General features: G+C 63.9%; 24 protein-coding genes. 6 read left to right on the top strand and 18 right to left on the bottom strand.

Features of this window, described 5'->3' with window-relative positions; translation table 11 throughout:
* Window positions 1-16: 16 nt before the first annotated feature.
* The 5 genes from QKW60_RS08620 to QKW60_RS08600 all read right to left on the bottom strand — a co-directional run bounded on the left by QKW60_RS08620 (window position 17) and on the right by QKW60_RS08600 (window position 6,116).
* Window positions 17-2,626, bottom strand: coding sequence for a TIGR02302 family protein (locus QKW60_RS08620; RefSeq protein ID WP_336619157.1), 2,610 nt, complete (start codon window positions 2,624-2,626; stop codon window positions 17-19).
* A 45-nt stretch (window positions 2,627-2,671) separates the two neighbouring features.
* Window positions 2,672-3,937: a diaminopimelate decarboxylase gene (lysA, locus tag QKW60_RS08615; RefSeq protein WP_282368031.1), complete on the bottom strand. Its 1,266-nt coding sequence runs from the start codon at window positions 3,935-3,937 to the stop codon at window positions 2,672-2,674.
* Between the two features lie 268 nt (window positions 3,938-4,205).
* Window positions 4,206-4,724: a GNAT family N-acetyltransferase gene (locus QKW60_RS08610; RefSeq protein WP_336619156.1), complete on the bottom strand. Its 519-nt coding sequence runs from the start codon at window positions 4,722-4,724 to the stop codon at window positions 4,206-4,208.
* 68 nt (window positions 4,725-4,792) lie between these two features.
* The gene (locus QKW60_RS08605; RefSeq protein WP_282368029.1) at window positions 4,793-5,596 is read right to left on the bottom strand and encodes an EcsC family protein; all 804 of its coding nucleotides are present in this window, start codon (window positions 5,594-5,596) and stop codon (window positions 4,793-4,795) included.
* Window positions 5,597-5,627: 31 nt separating this feature from the next.
* Window positions 5,628-6,116 (bottom strand): GNAT family N-acetyltransferase, encoded by a 489-nt coding sequence (locus tag QKW60_RS08600; protein ID WP_282368027.1) that lies wholly within the window; start codon window positions 6,114-6,116, stop codon window positions 5,628-5,630.
* A 79-nt stretch (window positions 6,117-6,195) separates the two neighbouring features.
* On the opposite strand from QKW60_RS08600, the gene QKW60_RS08595 reads away from it, so the two are divergent.
* The 3 genes from QKW60_RS08595 to QKW60_RS08585 all read left to right on the top strand — a co-directional run bounded on the left by QKW60_RS08595 (window position 6,196) and on the right by QKW60_RS08585 (window position 9,094).
* Window positions 6,196-6,780 (top strand): flavin reductase family protein, encoded by a 585-nt coding sequence (locus tag QKW60_RS08595; protein WP_282368025.1) that lies wholly within the window; start codon window positions 6,196-6,198, stop codon window positions 6,778-6,780.
* Between the two features lie 95 nt (window positions 6,781-6,875).
* Window positions 6,876-8,447: a hypothetical protein gene (locus QKW60_RS08590; RefSeq protein WP_282368023.1), complete on the top strand. Its 1,572-nt coding sequence runs from the start codon at window positions 6,876-6,878 to the stop codon at window positions 8,445-8,447.
* Between the two features lie 113 nt (window positions 8,448-8,560).
* A complete protein-coding gene (locus QKW60_RS08585) occupies window positions 8,561-9,094 on the top strand; it encodes an adenine phosphoribosyltransferase (protein ID WP_282368021.1) in 534 nt (177 codons plus the stop codon).
* Window positions 9,095-9,226: 132 nt separating this feature from the next.
* Here QKW60_RS08585 and QKW60_RS08580 read toward each other — a convergent pair whose 3' ends face one another.
* The 3 genes from QKW60_RS08580 to QKW60_RS08570 all read right to left on the bottom strand — a co-directional run bounded on the left by QKW60_RS08580 (window position 9,227) and on the right by QKW60_RS08570 (window position 11,748).
* On the bottom strand, window positions 9,227-10,627 hold the full coding sequence (locus tag QKW60_RS08580) for an FAD-binding oxidoreductase (protein WP_282368020.1): 1,401 nt from the start codon (window positions 10,625-10,627) through the stop codon (window positions 9,227-9,229).
* Window positions 10,628-10,665: 38 nt separating this feature from the next.
* The gene (locus QKW60_RS08575) at window positions 10,666-11,481 is read right to left on the bottom strand and encodes an MBL fold metallo-hydrolase (protein ID WP_282368019.1); all 816 of its coding nucleotides are present in this window, start codon (window positions 11,479-11,481) and stop codon (window positions 10,666-10,668) included.
* A 102-nt stretch (window positions 11,482-11,583) separates the two neighbouring features.
* A complete protein-coding gene (locus QKW60_RS08570; RefSeq protein WP_282368017.1) occupies window positions 11,584-11,748 on the bottom strand; it encodes a hypothetical protein in 165 nt (54 codons plus the stop codon).
* A 173-nt stretch (window positions 11,749-11,921) separates the two neighbouring features.
* Here QKW60_RS08570 and QKW60_RS08565 point away from each other — a divergent pair, with 173 nt between their 5' ends.
* Window positions 11,922-12,818, top strand: coding sequence for a helix-turn-helix domain-containing protein (locus QKW60_RS08565; protein WP_282368016.1), 897 nt, complete (start codon window positions 11,922-11,924; stop codon window positions 12,816-12,818).
* A 20-nt stretch (window positions 12,819-12,838) separates the two neighbouring features.
* Here the strand turns inward: QKW60_RS08565 and QKW60_RS08560 are convergent, their stop codons facing one another.
* The 9 genes from QKW60_RS08560 to coxB all read right to left on the bottom strand — a co-directional run bounded on the left by QKW60_RS08560 (window position 12,839) and on the right by coxB (window position 20,236).
* The gene (locus QKW60_RS08560) at window positions 12,839-13,423 is read right to left on the bottom strand and encodes a GNAT family N-acetyltransferase (RefSeq protein WP_282368015.1); all 585 of its coding nucleotides are present in this window, start codon (window positions 13,421-13,423) and stop codon (window positions 12,839-12,841) included.
* Window positions 13,423-14,685, bottom strand: coding sequence for a M16 family metallopeptidase (locus QKW60_RS08555; RefSeq protein WP_282368014.1), 1,263 nt, complete (start codon window positions 14,683-14,685; stop codon window positions 13,423-13,425). The genes QKW60_RS08560 and QKW60_RS08555 overlap by 1 nt, the downstream gene beginning before the upstream one ends.
* Complete coding sequence (thrC, locus tag QKW60_RS08550; RefSeq protein WP_282368012.1) at window positions 14,682-16,073, bottom strand: threonine synthase; 1,392 nt, start codon at window positions 16,071-16,073, stop codon at window positions 14,682-14,684. Before thrC ends, QKW60_RS08555 begins: the two co-directional genes overlap by 4 nt.
* Before the next feature lie 9 nt (window positions 16,074-16,082).
* Complete coding sequence (locus QKW60_RS08545; RefSeq protein ID WP_282368010.1) at window positions 16,083-16,763, bottom strand: SURF1 family protein; 681 nt, start codon at window positions 16,761-16,763, stop codon at window positions 16,083-16,085.
* A 67-nt stretch (window positions 16,764-16,830) separates the two neighbouring features.
* A complete protein-coding gene (locus QKW60_RS08540; RefSeq protein ID WP_282368008.1) occupies window positions 16,831-17,631 on the bottom strand; it encodes a cytochrome c oxidase subunit 3 in 801 nt (266 codons plus the stop codon).
* A 21-nt stretch (window positions 17,632-17,652) separates the two neighbouring features.
* Complete coding sequence (locus tag QKW60_RS08535; protein ID WP_282368007.1) at window positions 17,653-18,231, bottom strand: cytochrome c oxidase assembly protein; 579 nt, start codon at window positions 18,229-18,231, stop codon at window positions 17,653-17,655.
* Entirely contained in the window at window positions 18,228-18,392 is a 165-nt protein-coding gene (locus QKW60_RS08530; protein WP_282368005.1) for a hypothetical protein, read from the bottom strand. Before QKW60_RS08530 ends, QKW60_RS08535 begins: the two co-directional genes overlap by 4 nt.
* Window positions 18,392-19,324: a heme o synthase gene (gene cyoE / locus QKW60_RS08525; RefSeq protein ID WP_282368004.1), complete on the bottom strand. Its 933-nt coding sequence runs from the start codon at window positions 19,322-19,324 to the stop codon at window positions 18,392-18,394. Before cyoE ends, QKW60_RS08530 begins: the two co-directional genes overlap by 1 nt.
* A 48-nt stretch (window positions 19,325-19,372) precedes the next feature.
* On the bottom strand, window positions 19,373-20,236 hold the full coding sequence (gene coxB / locus QKW60_RS08520; RefSeq protein ID WP_282368002.1) for a cytochrome c oxidase subunit II: 864 nt from the start codon (window positions 20,234-20,236) through the stop codon (window positions 19,373-19,375).
* Window positions 20,237-20,414: 178 nt separating this feature from the next.
* Here coxB and tldD point away from each other — a divergent pair, with 178 nt between their 5' ends.
* Entirely contained in the window at window positions 20,415-21,836 is a 1,422-nt protein-coding gene (tldD, locus tag QKW60_RS08515; protein WP_282368001.1) for a metalloprotease TldD, read from the top strand.
* Window positions 21,837-21,998: 162 nt separating this feature from the next.
* On the top strand, window positions 21,999-23,228 hold the full coding sequence (gene dprA, locus QKW60_RS08510; protein WP_474001825.1) for a DNA-processing protein DprA: 1,230 nt from the start codon (window positions 21,999-22,001) through the stop codon (window positions 23,226-23,228).
* 57 nt (window positions 23,229-23,285) lie between these two features.
* On the opposite strand, the gene QKW60_RS08505 is transcribed toward dprA, so the two are convergent.
* Complete coding sequence (locus QKW60_RS08505) at window positions 23,286-24,119, bottom strand: hypothetical protein (protein WP_282368000.1); 834 nt, start codon at window positions 24,117-24,119, stop codon at window positions 23,286-23,288.
* Window positions 24,120-24,338 lie beyond the last annotated feature (219 nt).

The following is a 24,338-nucleotide window of genomic DNA, read 5'->3' as shown; positions in this document are numbered from 1 at the left end:
CGGTACCCCGGCTGGTTCAGAACCGGTCCATCAGACGTTTGAGATAGTCCAGCTCGCCCGGCGGACGGGACTGCTCGCCGGACCGCCTGCGGATCTCGTCCATCAGCTCGCGGGCGCGGCCATAGACATCGCCATCCTCGCCGATATATCCGCGCCCCCTGATTTCGGGATCGAATGTCCGGCTGGTCCGGCCCAACGGGTCGCGCATCGCGTCCGGCCCCGTGGCGCCAAACGTCTCGCCCTGCCCACCCGGCTGCTGCGACTGGTTCTGAGCCAGCGCCTCGCCGAGGCTGCGCAACCCTTCGCGCAGGCTCTCGATCGCCTCCGCCTGCCGTTCCAGCGCGTCCGCCAGGTTGCCGTCACGCAACGCCTGTTCGGCGCCGTCCATCGACCGGCCCGCGCGGTCCAGCGACCGCTGCGTCGCACCGCCGTCTTCTGAGGGCAGGCCGGGCAGGCCCTCTTCCTGCCGCCGCAGCATCTCGCGCAGCGCCTGCTGGCGCTCGGCAAGACCGTCGCGGCCCGTCCCGTCACCCCGCCCCATTCCGTTGGGGTCGTCGCCTTCCCCGCTCTCACCGTCCTGCTGGCCGGACTGGTTCTGACCCTGCTGGCCGTCCTGCCCCTGCTGCTGGCCCTCACCCTGCTGGCCGAACTGCTCCTGCAAACGGCGGAACGCCTCGTCCGAGAGACCCTGCTGATCCCTCAGCGTCTGGCGCAGGCCTTGCATCGCCTTGCCGCCCGGCCCCTGCTGACCCTCGCCGTTCTGACCCTCGGTCACACGCAGGTTCTCCATCATCCGGTTGAACTGCTCCAGCAATTCCTGCGCCTCGGCCATGCGGCCTTCTTCCATCAGGCGCTGGATTTCATCCATCATCTGCTGGATCTGGTCACCGGTAATCTGCTGATTGTTCTCGGCCTGCTGCTGGCCCGGTTCGTCAGTGCCCTGCCGCTCCATGTTCTCCGCCAGCTTGCGGATATAGTCATCCGTCGCCTGCCGAAGCTCGTCCATCAACTGCTGGATCTCGTCGGGCGAGGCGCCGCGCCGGATTGCCTCCGACAGCCGCTCCTGCGCCTGCCGCATCCTTTCCAGCGCGTCGGCAAGCCCGCCATCCTCGATCAGTTCGGCGATGTTCCACAAAGCCTCGGCCAGTTCATCGCGCATTTCGGGGCTGAGCCGCCCCTGTCCCAGCGCCGCATCCAGCCGCCGCATCGCCACCCGGATCATCAGAAACGCCCGTTCGTTCCTCAAAAGCCCCTCGGGCTTGTGGGTCAGCGCATGCAGGACCTGGCTGGTGCGCCTGCCATTGTCGCGCGTCCAAAGCAGATCGCGCCTGAGCTCGATCAGCGAGGCCGCAACCGGGTCAAAGAACGTACGCCCGGGTAGCAGGATGGACTCCGTCGCGCTCCGTCCGGTCTGGTTGCGGCCATCGGTGACCTCGAAGGTCATCCTGACCGGCAGATTGGCGAAGGGATGCTTCGACGCGTCCTCGACCAGCGCCTCGCTGAATTCCTTCCGGTCGCCCGAGATTGGCATCGGCAGGTCATAGGCCAGCGCGTCGCGCGCCTCGGGGTCTGCGCTCAGCCCGTAGCGGCGGTCGATTGCTTCGAAATCCAGTTCGATCACGGCACGGCCCGAGGTGACGGCATAGTCGTCTTTGGCAATGAATGGCTGCGTCATGCGGCCATCGGCCTCTTTCATGATCCGGCCTGCGATCTCGACCACCGGCGGCTCATCGGGCAGGATCGTCACATTCCACGCACGTCCGCCCTCGCCCGAAATGGTCAGGCGGCCATTCGCGACCGCCTCGAACTCCACCGCGCGCACGGTGTCGAGCGCAGCAGGCTCCACGCCCGCATCGTCCGGCGCAGGCTCCGGCACCCGGCCCGATACCGTCTCCTCGACAGCCAGATCCGCCGCCGCACCGTAAAGGCGCAGGGTGATCCTTGTGCCTTCGGGCAGATGGATCGTCTCATCGGTGATGGTGTTGAGGTAAAGACTGGGAAGACCGGTATAGGGCGGAGGCTCGGCCCACCCCTCCCATGACGGCCCGCCCGCCACATCGACGGCCTTTCCGGGGCGGGCGAGTGCCGGCACCTCGGCCACCCGCCAGAGCGAGCCGAAAAGAAGCGCGATGACAAAGGCCGTAAGCGCCGCGTAACGCAGCGCGAACCGGTCGCGGCGCGAGACGCGCAAATCGGGCACCGGTGGCTTTGCGCCCACGGCCCGTTCCGCCATCCGCGCGACATGGGCGCGCCAGACCGCGGCCGAACCCTTGTCCTCATGCCCAAGGGCCAGACTGTCCTGCAACGCCGCGATGGGGCGTCCGGGCATCGTCAGATCCAGCCGTTCCAGCGCCTCGGCACGGGTCGGCCAACGGAAGTCGCGTATGCCTCTGACAAGCGCCCAGCCAAGCCCGCCCAGCGCCAGAACACCACCGATCCACACCGCCTCGACCGGCAGCGTATCATGCAGGCCCAGCGCCAGGGCGGCGATGACAGTGAAGAGGATCGTCCAGACCGGCCAGAATCCCTTCGTGATCCGTTCAGCCGCCATCCCGGCCCGCGTGATGCGCACGGGCCATCTGAGGCGCCTCAGCGCCTCATGCGGAAGGGCTCTGACTTTTCTCACGCCGGTTGCCGGCCTCCGTTGCGGGCCGGCGCGCGGGATTGCGCGCTACAGCCACGGGGCCATGCTATCGCGGTTTATCATTTCGTCATAGGTGGGACGGGCACGGATTACGGCGAATTGATCCCCCTGCACCATCACCTCCGGCACGAGGGGCCGCATGTTGTATTCCGAGGCCATGACAGCGCCGTATGCGCCCGCCGAGCGGAAGGCCACGAGATCGCCCGCCTGCATCGGCGGCAGGGGGCGCTGCTTGGCGAAGGTGTCACCCGTCTCGCAGACCGGCCCGACGATGTCGTAGGGCTGCGGCAGGGTCGCCGGTTCGGGCTCCACCACCGGGACGATATCGTGATGCGCGCCGTACATCGACGGGCGGATCAGATCGTTCATCGCCGCATCAAGGATCAGGAAATCCCGCTCTTCGCCCGATTTCACATAGATGACCTTGCTCACCAGAAGGCCCGCATTGCCGGAAATCAGACGCCCCGGTTCAATCTCCAGCTCGCAGCCAAGATCGCCGACGGTGCGCTTGATCACCGCGCCGTAATCGAGGGGCAAAGGCGGCGCGGCGTTCGACCGCTCATAGGGAATGCCCAAGCCCCCGCCGAGGTCGAGGCGGCGGATGTCATGGCCATCGGCGCGAAGCTGCCGGGTGAGGTCCGCGACCTTCAGGTACGCCTCCTCGAAGGGTACCAGATCGACGAGTTGCGAGCCGATATGCACGTCGATGCCGACGACATCGATCCCCTTCAGGCGCGCCGCCTCGGCATAGACCTCGCGGGCGCGGCTGATCGGGATGCCGAACTTGTTTTCCTTCTTGCCCGTCGCGATCTTTTCATGGGTCTTGGCATCGACATCCGGGTTGACCCGGATCGTGACCGGCGCGGTCAGGCCCATCGACGATGCGACCTCGCTCAGCGCAAAAAGCTCGGGCTCGCTTTCGACATTGAACTGGCGGATGCCGCCTTCCAGCGCGATCCGCATCTCCTCCCGCGTCTTGCCGACGCCGGAAAAGACGATGCGTTCGCCCGGCACACCCGCGGCCTTTGCCTTCAGATATTCGCCGACGGACACCACATCGACGCCCGCACCAAGCGCGCCGAGCGTCTTCACGACCGAGAGGTTGCCGCAGGATTTCATCGCGAAACAGATGAGGTGCGGCAAGGGCGAAAGGGCTTCCTCGAAGAGCTTGTAGTGCCGGGTCAGCGTGGCCGTTGAATAGACATAGAAGGGCGTTCCGACCGAAGCGGCAATCTCGGCGATCGCCACGTCCTCGGCATGAAGCGCGCCGTCGCGGTAAAGGAAGTGATCCATGTCGTCAGAGCCTTACGCAGCGTCCCCCGTCGGCGCCGATGTAGAACATCGCGAGGACCAAGGAAAGCCATTCCCCGCCGCCCTGATACTCCGGTCCGACTTTCCGTTATGCAATCTATGCGGACATAGCGGACATTCAGACATGCTCCCTTTCGCCCGGAATCAAGCCGAAGGCGCCGGGCAAGCGCCCGTCCGGCTTGCGTTGCGCATGGAGTAAAGTCCGCGAAGGGCTCCAAGAGAACCATTCAAACTTAGGCCCCCGCTGCAGTCACATCGTATCGAGGCGGAACTTCAGGAACCACTCGCCCTCATAGTCAACTTCCCCCGTGGACCTTGCCCCAAGCCGCACCAGCGCGCCGAGCTTGCGGCGCGAGGGGGGCAGCAGGAAGGTCACGTAGGGGATGCGGGCATCGGCCCGCGCGAAATCCAGCGCCCGTTTCGCGATCTTCATTCCAAGGCCGAAATTCTGCGGCCGCAGCACCAACCCGAAATCCCAGTCCGCGCCTTCCTTCTGAAAACCGCCCCAGCCGACATAGGCGCCATCCGCCAGAAACGCCCAATGCCCCAGCCCGTCGCGCTGCCAGCAGGCTTCCTTGGCGGCCACGAAGGCATCCAGCCGGTCGCGATCCCAGGTGAAGGTCAGAAGCGGCATATGCTCGGCCATACGCGGGTCCGACATATGCGCGATGATCTCTTCCGGCGCGATCTCGGGCAGCCGGGCGAAGGTGATCTCTGTATTCTCGGAATGTGCCATCTTGACCTGCCGGTTCGGGTTCAGCCCCGGCATATCGGGAGGCGCCCCGCCTGGGTCAATCGGAACCTGCCGCACGGCACATCACGTCTCGGTGTGACCCGTCACTCTTCAAGCCCGAGCCGGATCAGGCTTTGCCGGAACTCGACCTCCACCGTTTCTTCGCCATACCGCCCGGCCAGCCGCTTCAGCCCGAAGCGGACATGCGCCATGTCGCGGTAATAGGAGAGGAAAGCGAGGTTGATGCCCGCACCCGCGGCCGACCCCAGAACCGGCACCGACTGGCTGGCAAGCTTGCGGCCGAGGACGATGGCCAAAGCCGGCGCCACCTGCTGGATCATCGCCTGCAAGGTCGCGCCGTTCACCGCAAGCCTTGTGCCGAGGAACGAAGTATCGACCCCGTCATCGCCCGCCAAAGGCCCGCCCGACCCGAAGATCTCCAGACAGATGAGCCGCGTCTCTTCCGCGCCCGGATCGAAACCGTACTGACCCGCAACCTTCTGCATCGCCCCGAAAAACACCGCGACCGTCGCAGGCAGCTCAACCATGGCCGAGCCGATGCCGCCGAAGCCGCCCAAGGCACCGCCCGTGGCGGCGGCGACCCGGTGGCCCCAATCGCCGGTATTCGGCACCGCGGGGTGCGCCCCGACCTTGCCAGCGGCCCAGTACGCGCCCTCCAGAATCTCTGCCGTCCCCGTCTCGATCAGCCGCTTCACGCCTGCGGGCAGGCCCGCAAGCCGCGCCTCGACCTTGCCACCTACGGCATTCATCACCCGCATCACCGGCCCGTTGGCGCGTTTGAGGCGCAGCGCCAGCGCCGACAATTCCACAAGGGCGTCGGGGGGCAGGGTCAGGACCGGCACACCGTCAAGCACCGCCGGAACCGGAAGGTTCGCATCGTTTTCCATGTCTTATAGATATGAAGCGGCTCGCCCCGCTTCAATCCACCGCCTTCGTGACCGCGCCGGAAACGCCCTCCCAGGCGCCGGGCCGCAGTGAAAGGCCTAGCACCCGGTCCGGGTTCGTCGGCGGCGGCATCTCGACGCCGGTCAGCTTGCGGAAACCGAACTTGCGGTAATAGGGATAGTCGCCGACCAAGAGCACACGCTCCCATCCCAGACGCGCCGCCTCGGCCAGGCTTTCATGCATCAGGATCGCACCCAGCCCCTCGCCCTGCCGGGTCGGGTGAACCGCGATGGGGCCAAGCAGCAGAACCTTTCGTCCGCCGACCAGAACCGGCCAGAACCGGATCACGGCGGCAAGCGTTCCATCCGGGTCGCGCAGGGTCAGACACAGCTCGGCCACGGGTGGCACGCCGTCGCGCAAACGGTACGAGGACAGAGCCGTCCGCCCCGGCGCAAAGCAGAGGTCGTAAAGCGCCTCGACCTCCCACCAGTCCGCCTCCGTCTCCTCCTCCAGCCTGTACAAAGGCGAGTCTCTCCCCGAATTCTGCTGGAATCGCCCCTATCATGCGGGCAGGATCGGTTCAAACCGAATGAGAGGCGCGATGTTCTACCGACCCGAAGACGGCCACGGCCTGCCCCACAATCCCCTGACTGCCATCGTCACGCCGCGCCCGATCGCATGGGTCGGCACACGCGGCCCGACAGGTGACAACCTCGCGCCGTATTCCTTTTTCAATGCCATCGCCTATGAACCACCGCAGGTGATGTTTGCCTCCACGGGGCGCAAGGACAGCGTCACGAATATCGAGGGCTCAGGCGTATTCTCGATTTCCATCGTCGAATATGCCGCGCGCGAGGCGATGAACCAGACCTCAGGCGCGTGGCCGTCCGAGACCGACGAGTTCGCCTTTGCCGGTGTGCCGAAGGCCGAATGCATCACGATCCCCTGCCCCTATGTCGCAACCGCCCCCGCGACGTTCGAATGCAAACTGACGGAAATCATCAATCTGCGCGGCCAGAATAACTTCCTCATCCTCGGCATGGTGACGGGCGTCCACCTGCGAGACGACTGCGTGGTCGGGGGGCGTTTCGACGTCACCCGGTTCCACCCCCTCGCCCGGTCCGGCTACAAGGACTATGCGGTCGTGACCGAAGTGTTCGAGATGACCCGGCCGGGGCAGGACTAGGCCACCATTTCAGTCGGGCAACCGACTTGTCCGACACAAGCCTTGCGCGAACTCCCGTTCCCCCGCAATCTGAATACGGGTGAAGGGAGGACGGCATGGCGCGGCTGAGAACACTTGCCGAGTGGGAAGCACTGACGGGCAAGGACAAACTGACGGACCCCGAAAAGGAGCTGATCGAGTGCTGCCGGGAGGGGCGAGAATGCAAACTCGGCGACGGCACCCGCCCGGAAGGCCCGGACCCAGACCGCAACATCCGTGCCGACCTCTTGCGCTACCTGATCCTGGGCGGGTGCGACGAGTGCATGCTCGACGAAGTCGGGGTGCAGTTGATTGGTGCCTACGTACCGGATCACCTCATTCTCGATTTCGGATCGGCGGTTGGCCAAACCCGTTTAGTTAATGTCTGCTTCGCAGAAGAAATTTCTGCACAGCAGACACTATTCAAGCTTCTTAACTTGTCTGGCAGCCAAATTCCCGGCTTGAACGCACAGTGCGCTGTTTTTGAAGGTCCCGTCTTTCTGCGAGACAAGTTCTGTGCAATTGGTGAGGTCAATTTTGCTGGGGCAAGAATCGAAAGCCAACTCGACTGCAGCAACGCAAGATTTGAAAACGCGCATGGGAAAGCTCTGAACGCCCAAGTTGCTAATGTAGCGGGAGGAGTATTTCTTCAGCGCGGATTCAAAGCAATTGGCGAGGTGAGACTTTCAGGCCTAACGGTAGGCGGCCAATTCTCTTGCTTGAACAGTAGTTTCAATAACGCGAATGGATACGCTCTGGAAGCCGGGAGAATTACTGTTGGCGGCGAGTTTTTATGGAAAACCGCCGTGGTTGAAGCAGGCATTGTGCATCTTGCTGCCGCGCATGTCGGCGTTCTGGTTGATGATCTACAGAGCTGGCCAGAATCGGGGCGGCTCTATCTCGACGGCTTCACCTATGACCGGATCGGTGCCTCCACAACCGACGCGGACAGCCGACTTGAATGGCTCGGCAAAGGGGATCGCTGGAATGGCGACTTCTATCCGCAGCCCTATACCCAACTCGCCAAGGTTCTTCGCGAGATGGGCCACGATCACGCTGCGCGGAAAGTGATGATCCGCAAGGAAGAGCTACTTGCTAAAGAACAGCTTAAGGTCGACCGTGCACGGCTCGACCGGTTACGGAATGGCACTCCAACCGAACGTGGCGATACCGGTTTCTATTGGCTCCGCATGCACTTCTTCCGAATCTGGATCTTCCTGATCCGCTGGCTTGTCGGTTACGGCTATTCCCCGCAACTCGCACTTTATTGGGCAGTTGGCACCATGACCTTCATGACCGTCTTCTACTTCATCCTTTGGCACGCAGGTGGTTTCGTTCCCAACTCAGCCCTAATCATGAACTCCACCGACTGGGCGGCGGCGATGGCGATCAGCCCGACCGCCCCCGGCCCTGTCTGGGCTGCGACCGCACCGAGCGGGGCGCATTACGAGACATTCTGGGCGGGGTTCTATGCAGCCGACGTCTTCATCCCGCTGATCAACTTCGGGCAAGAGGCGGCATGGACCGCGACCACCCAGAACGTGGCGGGCTGGTTCGCCTTCCTCGCCACCTTCGCCTTCAAGGGCTTTGGCTGGTTCATCACCGCCCTTGGCGCTGCCGCCATCGGTGGCATCATCCGGCGGGAGTAGGTTCCAGACACCTGCCCGACACCTGCCATACGTTTAGCCGACAGAAAGCCGACGCTTCGCCGACGCGCTTTCCCGTGCTAGGACGGGGGCGTTTGGATCACGCCGGAGCCGCCATGAAAAAGACCGTCAAGGATTACATCCGCACCATCGCCGACTTCCCGCATGAAGGGATCATGTTCCGCGATGTGACCACGCTTTTTGCCGATGCCCGCGGTTTCCGCATGGCGATCGACCAGCTTCTGCATCCCTATGCAGGTGAGGAGATCGACAAGGTCGTGGGGCTGGAAGCGCGGGGCTTTATCCTTGGCGGGGCCATCGCGCATCAGCTTTCGGTGGGTTTCGTGCCAATCCGCAAGAAGGGCAAGCTGCCCGGCGCCGTTATCTCTCAGGCCTATACGCTCGAATATGGCGAGGCGGTCATGGAGGTGCATGACGACGCCCTCATGGCGGGCGAAAAAGTGTTGATTGTCGATGACTTGCTGGCCACGGGCGGAACCTGCGAGGCGGGGATCAAGCTGTGTGAGAGGCTTGGTGCCGAGGTGATCGGCTGCGCCTTTGTCATCGACCTGCCCGATCTCGGAGGGCGGAGACTGCTCAAAAAGCTCGGCATGAACGTGCATGTGCTGTGCGAGTTCGAAGGCGCGTGATGCCTTAACCCTTCGGTAAGATTTGCCCTGCTAGAGTGGCCGTATCCGGTTCGCACCGGCAGAGGCTTGCAGCTCATATGACGGCCATTCGCTCTGGGCCCCGCCGGTTCTCCGCCGGTGGGGCTTCGTATCTCAGAGGACCGCGCCCGGATTCATGATGCCAAGGGGATCGAGCGCCGCCTTGATCGCCCGCATGGCGACAAGTTTCGCCGGGTCACCGTAACGGGCCAGATCATCCCGCTTCAGCCGCCCGATCCCGTGTTCGGCGCTGATGGAACCGCCATGTTCGTGCACGATATCATGCACCACACGCTGAATTTCCTTCGCCTTTTCAATGTGATCGGCAACGCGCCCGCCCTTAGGCGGGAAGACGTTGTAATGTAGGTTACCGTCACCGAGATGGCCGAAGCAGTTGATCCGGAACGGGCCCAGCCGCTCCACTGCCGGACCGGCCTTGCGCAGGAACGCAGCGATTTCGGACAGGGGCAAAGAGATGTCGTGCGAAGCGATGGCGCCGATCCTCCTGTTCCCTTCGGGCAGGGCTTCGCGCAGATCCCAGAGAGCGGCCGCCTGCGCGGCGCTGGAAGCGATGATCCCATCGAAGACGCGGTTTCCGGCCGTCTCATACACCCCGGCCAGAACGGTTTCGGGGTCAGGACCCGGGGGAAGGCTGATCTCTGCCAGAACCGACCATTCCGGGCGATCGGCGAAAGGTTGGCGCTGCTCGGGCAAGACCTCGTCCAGAAACAAAAGACCCTGCCGGTGGATCAGCTCGAAACTCGTGACATTGCCGCCCGTCGCCTCCTGCATCAGCGACAAAAGCGACAAGGCCGCATCGGGTCCGGTGACAACGAACATCGCCGTACCGGTTGCCGCAGGCGTCGGGAACAGCCGCAGTGTGGCGGCGGTGATGATGCCAAGCGTGCCTTCGGAGCCAATCAGAAGGTCCTTCAGATCGTAACCGGTATTGTCCTTCCTGAGCCGCTTCAACCCATTCAGTACAGATCCGTCGGGCAGGACGGCCTCCACGCCCAGACACAGGTCCCGCGCATTGCCATAGCGCAGCACCGCCGTGCCGCCGGCATTGGTCGCAAGATTGCCGCCGATCCGGGCGGTGCCTTCCGAGGCAAGCGACAAGGGGAAAAGCCGCCCCGCCCCTTCCGCCGCCGCCTGCACCTCGGCCAAAGTCATGCCCGCCTCGACGGTCAACAGCCCTTCCTCGGGCCAGATGCCGCGCAGGGCGGTCATACGTTCCAGCGACAGGATCAGGGGCGCGGGCCCGTCCGGCATCACCTGCGCCAGAACCAGCCCCGTGCCCCCACCCCAGGGCAGGATACCGACCCGCGCCTCGGCGCAGGCGCGGACAATCTCGACGACCTCTGCGGTCGATCGCGGCCGGGCCACCAGCGCCGCAGCCGTCACGGCCCTGCGGCGCGGTTCTTCCAGATAACGAGGCTCGGCCACCGCCACAGCACCCTCGGGCAACAGTGTGGCGAGCCGCTTGGCAAAACTGGCATCGGCGGGATTCAACATGTGCCCGGTGAAGCATGCAGGCGGCGTCTCGGCAAGCGTTATTCCAGCAGCCGTGGCATCAGCACAATGACGGTGGGGCGCGACGGCAGACTGGCCAGCGACACCTCCAGCGACGTATCCTCGCGGATATCAACCAGGAACTCGTCCTCCATGCCGGTGAGGAAGGCCGACAGCGTGCCCGCCCCGAACCAGTGCATGGGCAGGACGATGGATGAGCGCAGTCGCTTGACCACCCCGATCATGGTCGGCAGGTCCAGCGTCATGCCGCCATCGACCGGCACCATCACGACATCGAGGCGGCCGAGGGCGGCGTATTGCTGTGGCGTCGGTTCGTGGTGCAGATGGCCGAGATGGCCGATGCAGAGCCCCGCGACTTCGAAGACGAAGATCGAGTTGCCCGCTGCTTCAACCTGACCGCCGGGACGGCGGATATCGGTCGGCACATTGCGCACCAGCATCTCGCCCAGATCAAGATAATGATCGACCGGTTCTCCGGTCCAGTCCCAGCCCTGAAGGACATTGGGAATACGTTCGTCCGGCATGGACGTCCAATGCGACGAATGCGCGTGGTTCATGGTCACCACATCCGGTACCACATCGGCGGGACCGAGCATACCGGTAAAGTCGGTCGCCACCGACAGCCCGCCATGGGTCTCGATGAAATAGGTCGAATGGCCGACATAGGAAAGGCGCACCGTTTCAGCAGGCAGGGGATCACCCCACCCGGCGCGCCAGACGATGTCGGGCGCAGCATCGGCGATGGCGATACAATGGCTCGGTGTCCGTGTCTGTGCGGCGGCTGGCCCAGCTGTGACGGCAACGGCGAGAACGGCAAGAACGCGCGAGATGAGCATCGGCAGAACCTCCGCGACCAGACTAGCCCGACCGACGCGATGGGCAAACGGAAATCCCGACGCCTCACGGCTCCGTGTCCACCGATAGCCGTCTGAGCCACCTCAGCTTAACGGTGTGCGCCGACGCATCGCGGTAAACCAGCCAGAACGGCGAGACTTGCGTTCGGGCGGCATCTCACCCTGCACCGGTGGCGTGTCACGTATCGTGCGGCCATCCCAGGGCACGAAGAGCAAATGGGTAGCGGATGAGGTAATGCGGCGGGTCATGCGATTTCTCCTGGCTGAGTGAACTTGCCGGAAGCCTGCCGAACGGGGCCGAACCGCTCCACCGACCTGATCCGCCAAAGCCGGAAGAACCCGTAAGTAACCCGTAAATGCCTTGGCAGACCGGTCCTTCGAAGGGCATGCTGGGCCCATGGCAGACCGAACCCCGAGGTCCCATGGCTGAAACCGCCTCTCTCTTCGCCCGCAAATTGCGGGACTGGCGTACTGGTGCAGGGCTTCACGGCCGCATGACACAGGAGGAGCTTGCCGAGCGGCTTGGCGTCAGCGTCGATGCGATTGGAAAATACGAACGTTCTCAGTCCTTCATACGCGGTGATCTTGAACATCGGCTGAGCGATGCACTGGGCTGGAGTCGCGAGGAAGTTCTGGAATGCCGGGAAGATTGGGATTCGCGCCGTGGTACGCCAGAACGCACGGCATACCGTTTGCTAGACGATAATGTGGTCCAGTCGATCTACGGCGGCTCGTGGCGGCGTGCCTCCCATGAGTCGATTGTTCTCGCCATCGAGGAATTCGGTGCGCTGCCGGAAGAGCTTGCGGCCAATGACAGGGTCTTCGGGCCAATTTACGAGACATACCACGAGCACTGGGCCGTCGTTATGCACGGCGACCGGATGGTCGCAAAGTGGGCATTGCCCTTTCTCAACGCCGAGGACGAAGCCCTCTTTCGCGCGGGCCGGCTGCTGGAGGCGGACCTCTCGATTGAGAGGATCCGCCGCCCGATCCTGCCCGGCACCTATTTCGGATATAGCCCTGCCGTCGTCGTCCGCCCCGGCCACGAATCTGCGAGCATGCTCCTGCTCTCCTCCTTTGTGGATTTTCTCGAAGCGCTTGCCGACCGTGATGTTTTCCTGCACGGCATCGGCTCGATTTCGGTGTCTCCGGGCGGAGCACAGATCTGTCAGGACCTTGGCATGACCTGGCTCGGCACCCACTGTCTTGACCCCAGCTACGGCCTTTGGGAACTGCCCGGCGCCGCGGTCGCAGGATCGATCATTGCGCGGCGAAGCCCGAAGCTGCGGCTGCGCTATAATGAGGTGTTCGGAACCTGACTCCGGATCGGGCCGGAAGATCAGCCGATCTCTGTCCGGCCCCGCCGGTCGCCGCGCAGGTTGGCGTAGAGGACATGGTTTCGCCAGCGGCCGTTGATCTGAAGATAGCTCTGCGCGACGCCTTCGTACTTGTAGCCGCACTTTTCCAGCACCGCGCGCGACGCGGCGTTTTCGGGCAGGCATGCGCTTTCCAGCCGCGACAGGTCAAGCGTGGTGAAGCAGTAATGGATGACGGCGCGCAACGCCTCGGCCATGTAGCCCTTGCGCGCATGGGGTGCGCCGATCCAGTAGCCGATCGTTGCCGCCTGTGCCGGACCGCGGCGGATATTGTCGACCGTCACCGCGCCAAGAAGCGCATCGTCATCGCGCCGGATAAGAAAGAGCGGCACCGCCGTGCCGCCCGCCTCGGCGCGTTGCGCCCAGTAGACACGGTTGGTGAAGGCTTTCCGGGTCAGGTGATCGGCGGCCCAGACCGGTTCCCAGGGGCTCAGGAACTCGCGGCTTCGGTCCCTAAGCGACGACCAGTCGCGGAAATCGCCATGCTGCGGCAGGCGCAGCGTCATGCGCTCGGTCTCAATCCGGACGCGGCGCCGCCTGAGAAGCATCAGGCCGCGAGCCTGTCGCGCAGGGTCTCCAGCGTTGGCGCGCCCTCGACCGGCCCGTAAAGCGCCAGTGCCGTCTGGGCACGGCCCGCAAGCCCGCCGGCGAAGGTTCGGATGCCTGCGCGGGTGACGGCGTCAATCTCTGCTGCCGTTTCGGCCACGTCCTGCACCCGGCCCCAGATCGCCAGATGCCGGGCCATGCGTTCGGCACGCGCCGAGGGGCTTTCGAGGCCCATCAGAAGCCCCGCCTTCATCTGCGCCCGCGCGCGGGCAAGCTCCGCCTCGCTCATGTCCTCGGCGGCGCGCTTCAATTCATCCATCGTCAGGGTGCAGAGATCGCCGATCTCCTCAGCCGAAGTGCCGGCATAGATCGTGATCATACCGGTATCCTCATAGGCCCCGGCCTGCGCGTAGATCGAATAACACAGCCCGCGTTCTTCCCGGATTTTCTGGAAGAGGCGCGAGGACATGCCACCGCCCAGAGCCGTCGCATAGACCTGCCCGGTGAAGAAATCGTCGTCGGTGACGGAAGGCGCTTCGAAACCCATCGCGAAATGGACCTGTTCCAGATCCTTGACCTCGCGCCGCTCGCCCCCCGCCCAGGTTGCGCGCTGAACGGGCCGCGCGCCAACGGGTTTCAGGGCGCCGAAGATCGCCTCGGCGGCTTTCACGATAGCATCGTGATCGACGGCCCCGGCGGCCGAAAGGATCATCTGATCCGGCCCGTAATGCTCACCCACAAACCCGGTCAGGTCGCCACGCCCAAAGCTCGACACCCGCTCGGCGGGGCCAAGGATCGTGCGGCCGAGCGCCTGATCCGGAAAGGCCGCTTCCTGCAGCCAGTCGAAGATGATGTCATCGGGCGTATCGAGCGCCTGTCCGATCTCCTGCAGGATCACATGGCGCTCGGTCTCGATCTCTTTTTCATCGAAGACCGGGTTCAGCACGATGTCGGAAATCACGTCGAGCGCGAGCGGCACGTCGGCCTCCAGCACACGGGCATAATAGGCGGTCATCTCTCGGCTGGTATAGGCGTTGATATAGCCGCCGACATCCTCGATCTCTTCGGCGATCTGCAGGGCCGTGCGCCGGGCCGTGCCCTTGAACGCCATGTGCTCAAGGAAATGGGCAATGCCGTTCTGTTCCAGCCGCTCGTGCCGCCCGCCCGCCGTCAGCCAGATGCCGATGGAGGCCGACGCAAGCCCCGGCATCCGTTCCGTTGCGATGCGCAGCCCGTTCGGCAGGGTGGTCAGTCTGATCGTCAAGTCTTCCGCCTTTCATGGACCAGCGCCTCAAGGGCCGCCAGATCGTTCGGCACAGATGTAACACGTTCGGGGCGGGAGAAAAGATCGCCCATGCGTTCGGGCAGGCCCGGGCGCTGACCCGTGGCTTCTTCGACCGCATCGGGGAATTTCGCCGGATGCGCGGTGGCAAGCGTGATCATCGGCACATCGGGGTCACGGTTCAAATCCGCCACGGCGACGCCAACCGCGGTGTGCGGGCAAAGAAGCTCACCCGTCGTTTTGTGCATCGCCGCGATGGTGGCGAGCGTTTCCTCCTCAGACACCCGGCCCGAGACGAAGAGGTCGCGCAAGGCCTCCAGCGCGCCCTGGCTGACGGTGAAGCCGCCCGTCTCCTTCATCTCGGCCATGAGGGCCGACACCGCCTTGCCGTCGCGCCCGTAAGCGTCGAACAGCGCGCGTTCGAAATTCGAGGAAATCTGGATATCCATCGAGGGCGAGATGGAGGGCTTCACCCCGTCCATCTGATATCGCCCCGTGGTCAGGCAGCGGTGCAGGATGTCGTTCTGGTTGGTGGCGATCACCAGCCGGTCGATGGGCAGGCCCATGCGTTTGGCGATATAGGCAGCGAAGATGTCGCCGAAATTGCCCGTGGGCACGGTGAAGCTGACCGTCCGGTCGGGCGCGCCCAGCGACACGGCGGACGTGAAGTAATAGACGACCTGCGCCAGAACCCGCGCCCAGTTGATCGAGTTCACACCGGCCAGCCCCACCGCATCGCGGAACTCGAAATGGTTGAACATGTCCTTCAGACGCGCCTGGCAATCGTCAAAATCGCCTTTAAGCGCCAGCGCATGGACATTGCTTTCCAACGGCGTCGTCATCTGGCGGCGCTGCACCTCCGACACTCGGCCTTCGGGGAAGAGGATGAAGACATCGACATTGTCCAATCCCCGGAACGCCTCGATCGCGGCCGAACCGGTATCGCCCGATGTTGCGCCGACGATTGTCACGCGGCGGCCCTCGCGCTTCAGCGCGATCTGGAAGAGCTGACCGATCAGCTGCATCGCGAAATCCTTGAACGCGAGCGTGGGGCCGTGGAACAGCTCCAGAAGGAAATGGTTGGGCGCAAGCTGCACCAAGGGCGCGCGGGCGGTGTGGCCGAAGCCATCATAGGCCTTCGCGATGGCCGTGCGAAACTCCTCATCGGTGAAGGCATCGCCGACGAATGGCCGCATCACGCGGAACGCAGCCTCTTCGTAAGACAGTCCGCCAAGCGCCCGGATCTCCTCCGCCGAAAGAGTCGGGATGACTTCCGGCACGTAAAGCCCGCCATCACGGGCAAGCCCTGTCAGCATCGCCTCGCCGAAACCCAGAACCGGGGCCTCGCCCCGCGTCGAGATATAGCGCATGTCAGTTCCTCAATTCTTCCGCTGCCTGATACGCCAGAGCAGAAACGCTGTCATCCCCGCCCAGACCCCCGCCAGCGAAAACCAGGTAATCGCATAGCCGCGGTGGTCGTTCGGGATGGCGGACGCATCGACCGGCACCGGGACGATACCTTGGTCATCGCCCTCTTCCGTCCGGACCACGACAAGAACCGGCAGGGTTTTGACGCTTTCAGACATCGCAGCCACGTCACGGGCGAACCAGATCCCGGTCTTCTGATCGGGCGGCGGGGTGAAGCTGTCGGCATCGTCGGGCCAGAGAAGGTTGCCGGTGACCTCCAGCGCCACGCCGGGGCGCGGCATGGCGCGGCCGGATTCGGGGATGAAGCCGCGATCCAGAAGGATGCGCCGCCCGTCCCCGGCCTCAAAAACCGCGATAACCCGGAAGCCGGGGCCAAGCTCCTTCTGGCCGGACAGGACCAGCAGTTCGTCGCCCGTGGTGCGCCCGGCGAAGGTGACGGGGCGGTAAAGGTCCGCTACCGGATCGGGTTCTGCGATGGATGCAAGGGCCACGGGCTCTGCCCCGATCCGGGCTTCAATCCCGGCGATCACGCCCTCTTTCCATGCCAGCCGCCGAACCTGCCAGAACCCGAGCGACATCAGGATGGCAATGCCTCCGGCACCGAGGATCAGGGCAGAAAGATAGCGGCGCATGGAACCCTCAAAGTGAAAACGCGGGGGTCTCCCCCCGCGTTTCGCATGTCCGTCAGGGGGGTGCCGATCAGGCGCCCCAGATGTAGATCGCGGCGAAAAGGAAGAGCCAGACCACGTCGACGAAGTGCCAGTACCAGGCTGCGGCCTCGAACCCGACATGCTGCTCGGGCGTGAAATGGCCCTTCATCGCGCGGAACATGCAGACCAGAAGGAAGATCGTCCCGATGATCACATGCGCGCCGTGGAAGCCCGTCGCCATGAAGAACGACGCACCATAGATGTTCCCGGCGAACCCGAAGGCGGCGTGGCTGTATTCGAACGCCTGGAAGAAGGTGAAGAGCGCGCCGAGGGCAACCGCCAGCGCCAGCCCGTTGACCATGTCCTTGCGGTTGTTTTCATGCGCGATGGCATGGTGCGCCCAGGTCGCGGCGGCACCCGAACACAGCAGGATCAGCGTGTTGATCAGCGGCAGGTGCCAGGGATCGAAGGTCTCGATCCCCGCCGGCGGCCAGACACCGTCAATCGCGGGGCTTTCCGGCCCCATCGGATAAAGCGCGTGCTTGAAGAACGTCCAGAACCACGCCGAGAAGAACATAACCTCGGACATGATGAAGAGGATGAAGCCATAGCGCAGGCCGATCCGCACCACCGGGGTGTGATCACCCGTCTGACCTTCATGGACCACGTCGGACCACCAGCCGTACATGACGTAGAGCACCAGCGCGAGGCCGGCGAGGAAGATGAACGGCGTGATGCCTTTCATCCACATGACAGCGCCGAACAGCATGACGAAACCGCCAACGGCGCCCAGAAGCGGCCAAAGCGAGGGCTTGAGGATATGGTAATCGTGGTTCTTAGCGTGCGCCATGTCGGTTTCCCTGATTTGGCCTCAGTTATAGTCAGAGCCTTCGGCGGGCGAAAGGCTCGCCTGTGCCTCGGGCAGTGCGGTTTGGTAAAACGTGTAGCTGAGTGTGATATTGCGGATACGGCCCGCATCGCGGTCGTCCACAAGTTCCGGGTCGACATAGAAGACGACCGGCATCTCCACCCGCTCTCCGGGCTGCAAAACCTGTTCGGTGAAGCAGAAGCACTGGATCTTGTTGAAGTAATAGCCCGCGAGGTCGGGGGACACGTTGTAGCTTGCCGATCCTGCAACCGGTTTGTCGGTCGGGTTATAGGCCTCGTAAAAGGCCATCCCGGTTTCGCCGATCCGCAGCTTCATCTCATTCTGGACAGGCCGGAACTCCCACGGCATGCCCGGCGCAATATTGGCGTCAAAACGAACGGTTACGATTTCGTCGAGAATTTCCGACGTGTTCTCTGCGGCGACGTTGGTTGTACCGCCATAGCCGGTCACCCGGCAAAACCAATCATAGAACGGCACCGCCGCCCAGGCGAGCGCGCCCATGGTCACGACGACACCCACAAGCATCGCGGCGACACGGGAATTGCCGTCAAGCCGCTTCATTGCGCGACCTCCTCTTCCGGCAGCTTCCCCTCGACCAGATGCGAGATCTTCACCACCGACAGGCCGAAGATCAGCGCCACGAGCGCGCCGAGCACGAGGCCAAGGCCAAGATTGCGCCCCTTGCGGCGGGCATGAATCTCGTGGTCCTGCCGGATCGCCATCACCATCCCCCGAACCCGAAGGGCACGAGGCTCGCTTCAACCAGAAGCGCGCCGAAATGCAGGAAGAGATAGGCGAGCGAGAACTTGAAGAAGGCTTTCTCGGCCTTGTAGCCATCGGCCTCGGCCGCAGCCTCGTCACGCCGGACGATGCGGATGGCACCCCGGATGAAAAGCGCATTCAGCACAAGTGCCACCACCAGCGTCACCGGCCCGCCGATCGGGCTCGCCGCCAAAGCGAAGGCGAAGGGGGCCAGAAGAATCGTGTAGACGAGAATATGTTTGCGCGTCGCCGGACGGCCATGCGTGACCGTCAGCATCGGCACGCCGGCCTTGGAATAGTCGTCCTTCATGAACAGGCAGAGCGCCCAGAAATGCGGCGGCGTCCACATGAAGATCAGCGCGAACATCAGAAGCGATTCGATGGACACGCCGCCCGTGACCACAGCCCAGCCGATCATCGGGGGGAAAGCCCCGGCAGCACCACCGATGACGATGTTCTGCGGCGTCAGCCGCTTCAGCCACATCGTGTAGATGACGACATAGAAGAAGATGGTGAAGGCAAGAAACAGGCCCGCAAACCAGTTTGCGGCCAGGCCCAGCATCAGACAGGACAGGCCAGAGAGCGCGAGGCCAAGGCCCAGCGCCTCACCCTCGCCGACTTTGCCCGAGGGGATCGGGCGCGACGCGGTGCGGCGCATCACCCGGTCGATATCGGCGTCATACCACATGTTCAGAGCGCCGGAAGCGCCACCGCCAAGGGCGATGAAGAGGATCGCGGTAAAGGCGACGAAAGGATGGACATGGCCGGGTGCAACGATCAGACCGACCATCGCCGTGAAGACGACCAGCGACATGACACGCGGCTTCAGGAGCTGGACGTAATCGCCGAACTCCGCCTCCTGACCGTGATCAATGGCGCTGAAATCGCTCATTCACTCCCCCGGATGGAAGGGGCGCGGACAACCCGCGCCCTGTCCGCATTACTCTGCCGCAGCAACCTGAACAGCTGCCGACGAACCGGCATCGGCGGTCTTTGTCCGCGCCACCCAGTCGTCATAGACTTCTTGGCTGACGACCTTCACGGTGATCGGCATATAGGCGTGGTCCTTGCCGCAAAGCTCCGAACACTGGCCGAAATAGATGCCTTCACGCTCGGCCTTGAACCAAAGATGCGCAAGACGTCCCGGTACGGCGTCCTGCTTCACGGCGAAGGCCGGAATGGTCCAGGCGTGAATCACATCGGACGCAGTGACTTCTACGACCACGGTCTTGTTCACCGGCACGACAACAGAGGTATCGGTCGCCAGCAGGTATTCGTTCTGGCTGTAGCCAGCCGCCTCAAGCCCCTCGCGGCCCAGCATGAAGCTGTCGAAGGCGATGCCCTCATCGGGATATTCGTAAGACCAGTACCACTGGTTGCCGGTCGCCTTGATCACCACATCGCCTTCCGGGATCTCCTGCTGCTTGAACAAGATCGGCAGCGAGAAGGAGCCGAGCACGACAAGGATCAGAACCGGGATCAGGGTCCAGACGATCTCCAGCGGCGTGTTGTGGGTGAACTTTGCAGGCGTCGGATTCGAGCGGCTGTTGAAGCGCAGGATGACGATGGCCAACAACGCGACCACGAACCCTGCAACGATGATGCAGAGCCAGAGCAGCATGTGGTCCAGCCATTGCTGATCGCGGGCCAGTTCGGTCGCCGCCGGCTGGAAGCCGACGCCATCGGCATGCGGCGCGCCGACGATCTCAAGCCCGGTGATTCCGTCCTGGGCCATCACGGCACCGGCCACCAGCGTGGAGGTGAAGGCGGCCCCGAGGCCGGAAAGAAGTCTCGCAAAGCGCATATCGTGTTCCCGTTCCTGCCGCGGCCGTCCCGCCGCTTTCAGAACCGACCCCGGGCGAGTTGCCCGCAGCCGGTTGTATCCGGCGCTTCTAAAATCATATTAGAGGCAATGCGACAAGCGAAACCATCGCGGCAAAGCGCCGCTTTTGACCGAAATCAAGGAAGGCGACGGCTCCCCGATGACAGAAACCCGCTTTTCCCCGTTTGAGACCCATCTCGACCCCGACCGCGCGCTGGCGATTCTGCGCGCCGCGACAGCGGGCGCGGAAGACGGGGAACTCTTCCTCGAACGCCGCCGGTCCGAGGCTCTGGTCTTCGATGACGGTCGGCTTCGCAATGCGAGTTATGACGCCTCCGAGGGGTTCGGGCTCCGCGCCGTGAACGGCGAGGTGGCGGGCTACGCTCATTCCACCGAAATCTCCGAATCTGCGCTGAAGCGCGCGGCCGAGACTGCGCGGCTTGCCGTGGGCGATGGCGGCGGATTTATGGCCGCGCCGCCTTCCGGCACCAATCTCAAGCTCTACACCGATGCCGATCCGCTCGCGGACGCCGCTTTCGGCGTGAAGGTGGAAACACTTCGCGAAATCGACGCCTTTGCCCGCTCTATCGACCCGCGGGTCGTTCAGGTCTCGGCCACCATCGCGGCATCGTTGCAGGAGGTCTTCATCCTGCGGCCAGAAGGTGGGCTCGTCTCCGATATCCGCCCCATGGCGCGCCTCAATGTTTCCGTGATCGTCGAGGAGAACGGACGGCGCGAAACCGGCTCCACGGGCGGTGGCGGCCGCGCAGGGCTCGCCGCACTGATGACGCCCGAACACTGGCAGAAGGAAGTGCGCGAGGCGTTGCGCATCGCTTTGGTCAATCTTCGCGCGGTCCCTGCCCCAGCAGGCGTGATGGATGTCGCTCTTGGCGCGGGCTGGCCCGGCATCCTCTTGCACGAGGCCGTGGGCCACGGGCTGGAGGGTGATTTCAACCGCAAGAAAACCTCGGCCTTTGCCGGGCTGATGGGGCAAAGGGTGGCCGCGAAGGGTGTTACGGTGCTTGACGACGGCACCATCCCCGACCGGCGCGGTTCGATCACCGTTGATGACGAGGGCACGCCTTCGGGCAAGAACGTGCTGATCGAGGACGGCATCCTCGTCGGCTACATGCAGGATCGGCAGAACGCCCGGCTGATGGGCGTGAAACCCACCGGCAACGGGCGGCGCGAAAGCTTTGCCCATATCCCAATGCCGCGCATGACCAATACCTACATGCTGGGCGGCGATGCCCAGCCCGGCGATATCGTCGCCGACGTGAAGGACGGCATCTATGCCGTGGGCTTCGGCGGCGGTCAGGTCGATATCACCAACGGCAAGTTCGTCTTTTCCTGTACCGAGGCTTACCGGGTGAAGAACGGCATCGTCGGCGAGCCGGTCAAGGGCGCGACCCTGATTGGCGACGGCGCGACCGCGATGCAGCAGATCCGCGCCATCGGCAATGACATGCAGCTTGACCCCGGCATCGGCAATTGCGGCAAGGCCGGGCAATGGGTGCCAGTGGGCGTCGGCCAGCCGACGCTGCTGATCGGCGGGCTGACCGTCGGCGGCTCGGCGGCGTGAAAGCGTTCTGCCTGTCCCGATCGTGGTCGTGGCGGGTTAATGCGTCAAAGTCCAATTGACAGTCGGTTGTGGCCGGAAGCCTGCGCTAAGCGTGCCAGGAAATTTTTTGCAGCCGATAAATCAAGGCGCGAATCGTAACCATTGATTAACCTTAAGGTTGCAATGTCGATCTTGCGAACGAGGCGGAGGCACGAGGGAAAAGGTTTGTTGTCTTACCCCACCCCCTTCACCCCACCCACCACGGAAGAAAACAGACTGTCGTGGCTCCGCCTCATTCGCTCCCGCAGGGTCGGCACCGTTACCTTCTGGCGGCTTCTCGACGAATACGGCTCGGCCGAGGCGGCGCTTTTGGCACTGCCTGAGGTCGCGAAAGCCGCCGGAGTCACTGCCTATGAACCCTGCCCCGAACCCGTTGTCCTAAAAGAACTCAAGGCGGGCCAAGCCGCCGGGGCGCGGCTGATCTGCCGGGGTGAGCCCGCCTATCCGAAAGCGCTCGCCGATCTTCCCGACGCGCCACCAATCCTCTGGGTCCTCGGCGATACCACACACATGAGCCGCCCGATGGTGGCGCTTGTCGGTGCCCGCAACGCCTCGTCGCTCGGCACCCGCATGGCCCGCAAACTGGCCGAAGGGCTGGGCGGGGCGGGGATCACCGTCGTCTCGGGTCTTGCCCGCGGCATCGACGCCGCCGCCCATCTGGCCGCCCTGCCCACCGGCACGGTCGCGGTGATGGCGGGCGGGGTCGACGCCATCTATCCGATGGAGAATCTGAAGCTCGCCGATGAGATCGCCGCGAAGGGTGTCCGAATTTCCGAGCAACCCATGGGGCTCGACCCGGTCGCGCGCCACTTCCCGCTGCGCAACCGCATCGTCTCGGGCCTCTCCCGCGCGGTGATCGTGGTTGAGGCCGCAGCACGCTCCGGCAGCCTCATCACCGCCCGCAATGCGCTCGATCAGGGGCGCGAGGTGCTTGCGGTGCCGGGCCACCCGCTCGATGGCCGCGCGGCGGGCTGTAACATGCTCCTCCGCGATGGGGCCACTTTGGTGCGCAGCGCCGACGACGTGCTGGAGGCCCTCGCCGACGCGCCCGTTATCCGCACAAGCGAAACGGCAGGGTCACGCCCGGAAATGCCACTCCCGACGCCCGCCGCCAGACCCGGCCGCGACTGGCGCGATATGGCCGCGCTCCACCGGCAGATCCTCGACCGTCTCGGCCCCAGCCCCGTGGCCGAAGACCAGTTGATCCGTGACATTGCCCTGCCAGCCGCCGCCGTCACCCCGGAACTCGTCACGCTGGAACTCGAAGGCAGGATATTGCGTCACCCCGGCGGGCTATTGTCACGACAGAACCGCGAAGAGAAAACCGAAGCCAGCCAGACGCGCGCGCACTGACTGCATCGGCAGCGCGAATGCGCCGACCAGCTGGCCCATGTCTCAGAAAGCCTCCGGTTACGGCTCTTTGTCCTGGACATCGTCCCTCAACAGGCTCCTCAGGAACCCGCGGAATGTGAACCTTTCGCTCACCAGATCCGAAAAATTCTCGAATATGTCGCGGGCCCGAAACGCGGCATCCGACCCGATCAGATGGTAGTGTGTTCCGGCGACGAATTCCGAACCAAGCCGCTCGGACACAACCGGTTTGCCACAAAGGTAGCTGGCCAGAAGCCGCGGCGCCTCGGTATAGACGCCATCCTCGAAATGCAGGTTCAATACGCCAAGATGGGGGCGGATCTGGTCCCTCAATTGATCCGCATAGGTGCCAAGTTCGGCCCGGTCGACCGAAAACTCGGTCAGGTTCGCGATCAGATCTTCCCGCCTGCTGCCTTCGACATGACCGAAAAAGATCAGGCTTTCCCGATCCGGGGAAACGTAGGACATCCGGTGCGTGGGAAATATGTGCGGTCCGTAGACAACCTTGCCGGGCGCCTTCGCCGTCAACCCGGCCTCATCGTAGTACCGTTTGTTCGCGGCACTGAGATCAAGGATGCAATCCGCCCATCGACATGCCGAACGGATATTCTTTCGGTTACGCTCACTTCGCGCACCCCACAACGCCCGCCCGTTCTCGTCGTACATCTGCTCGGTCTGGATGGCGATCTTGTAGCCGCGACGAAGCCAGGACATCCCGAATCGCTTGTGAACGCCGCAGTAGATCAGCACGGGACGGCGCGTCGTCAGGCTTGCCGGAAGGCCGGCGATTATGTCGCTGGCCACCTGATCGAGAACCTCAGACCGCGACAGAAAGAGCATATTTCCGTGCCGCCGCCGAAACAATCCGCCCATCGTCCTGCACCGTCCTTGTGCCCGGTTCACGTGCCTATGCCGCCGCCCGTTACAGGCACTTGCCAAAAGTGCGTGTCCCGGTGGGCATCCGCGTCATAGACCGATTGGCGGGGCCGGACAACTCAGCCCGACCTCGCGCCGGCACCCCCGTTCACCCGCAGTTTTCGACCGGTCATTGACAAGCCCCGCCCTTGCCGCCCATGTAACGCGGTCAGAGCA

It is taken from the genome of Albidovulum aestuarii (genome assembly GCF_029961185.1).
GTDB lineage: Bacteria > Pseudomonadota > Alphaproteobacteria > Rhodobacterales > Rhodobacteraceae > Albidovulum > Albidovulum aestuarii.
Note: the sequence above shows the minus strand (reverse complement) of the source record. Positions and strands in the feature narration are given on the sequence as shown.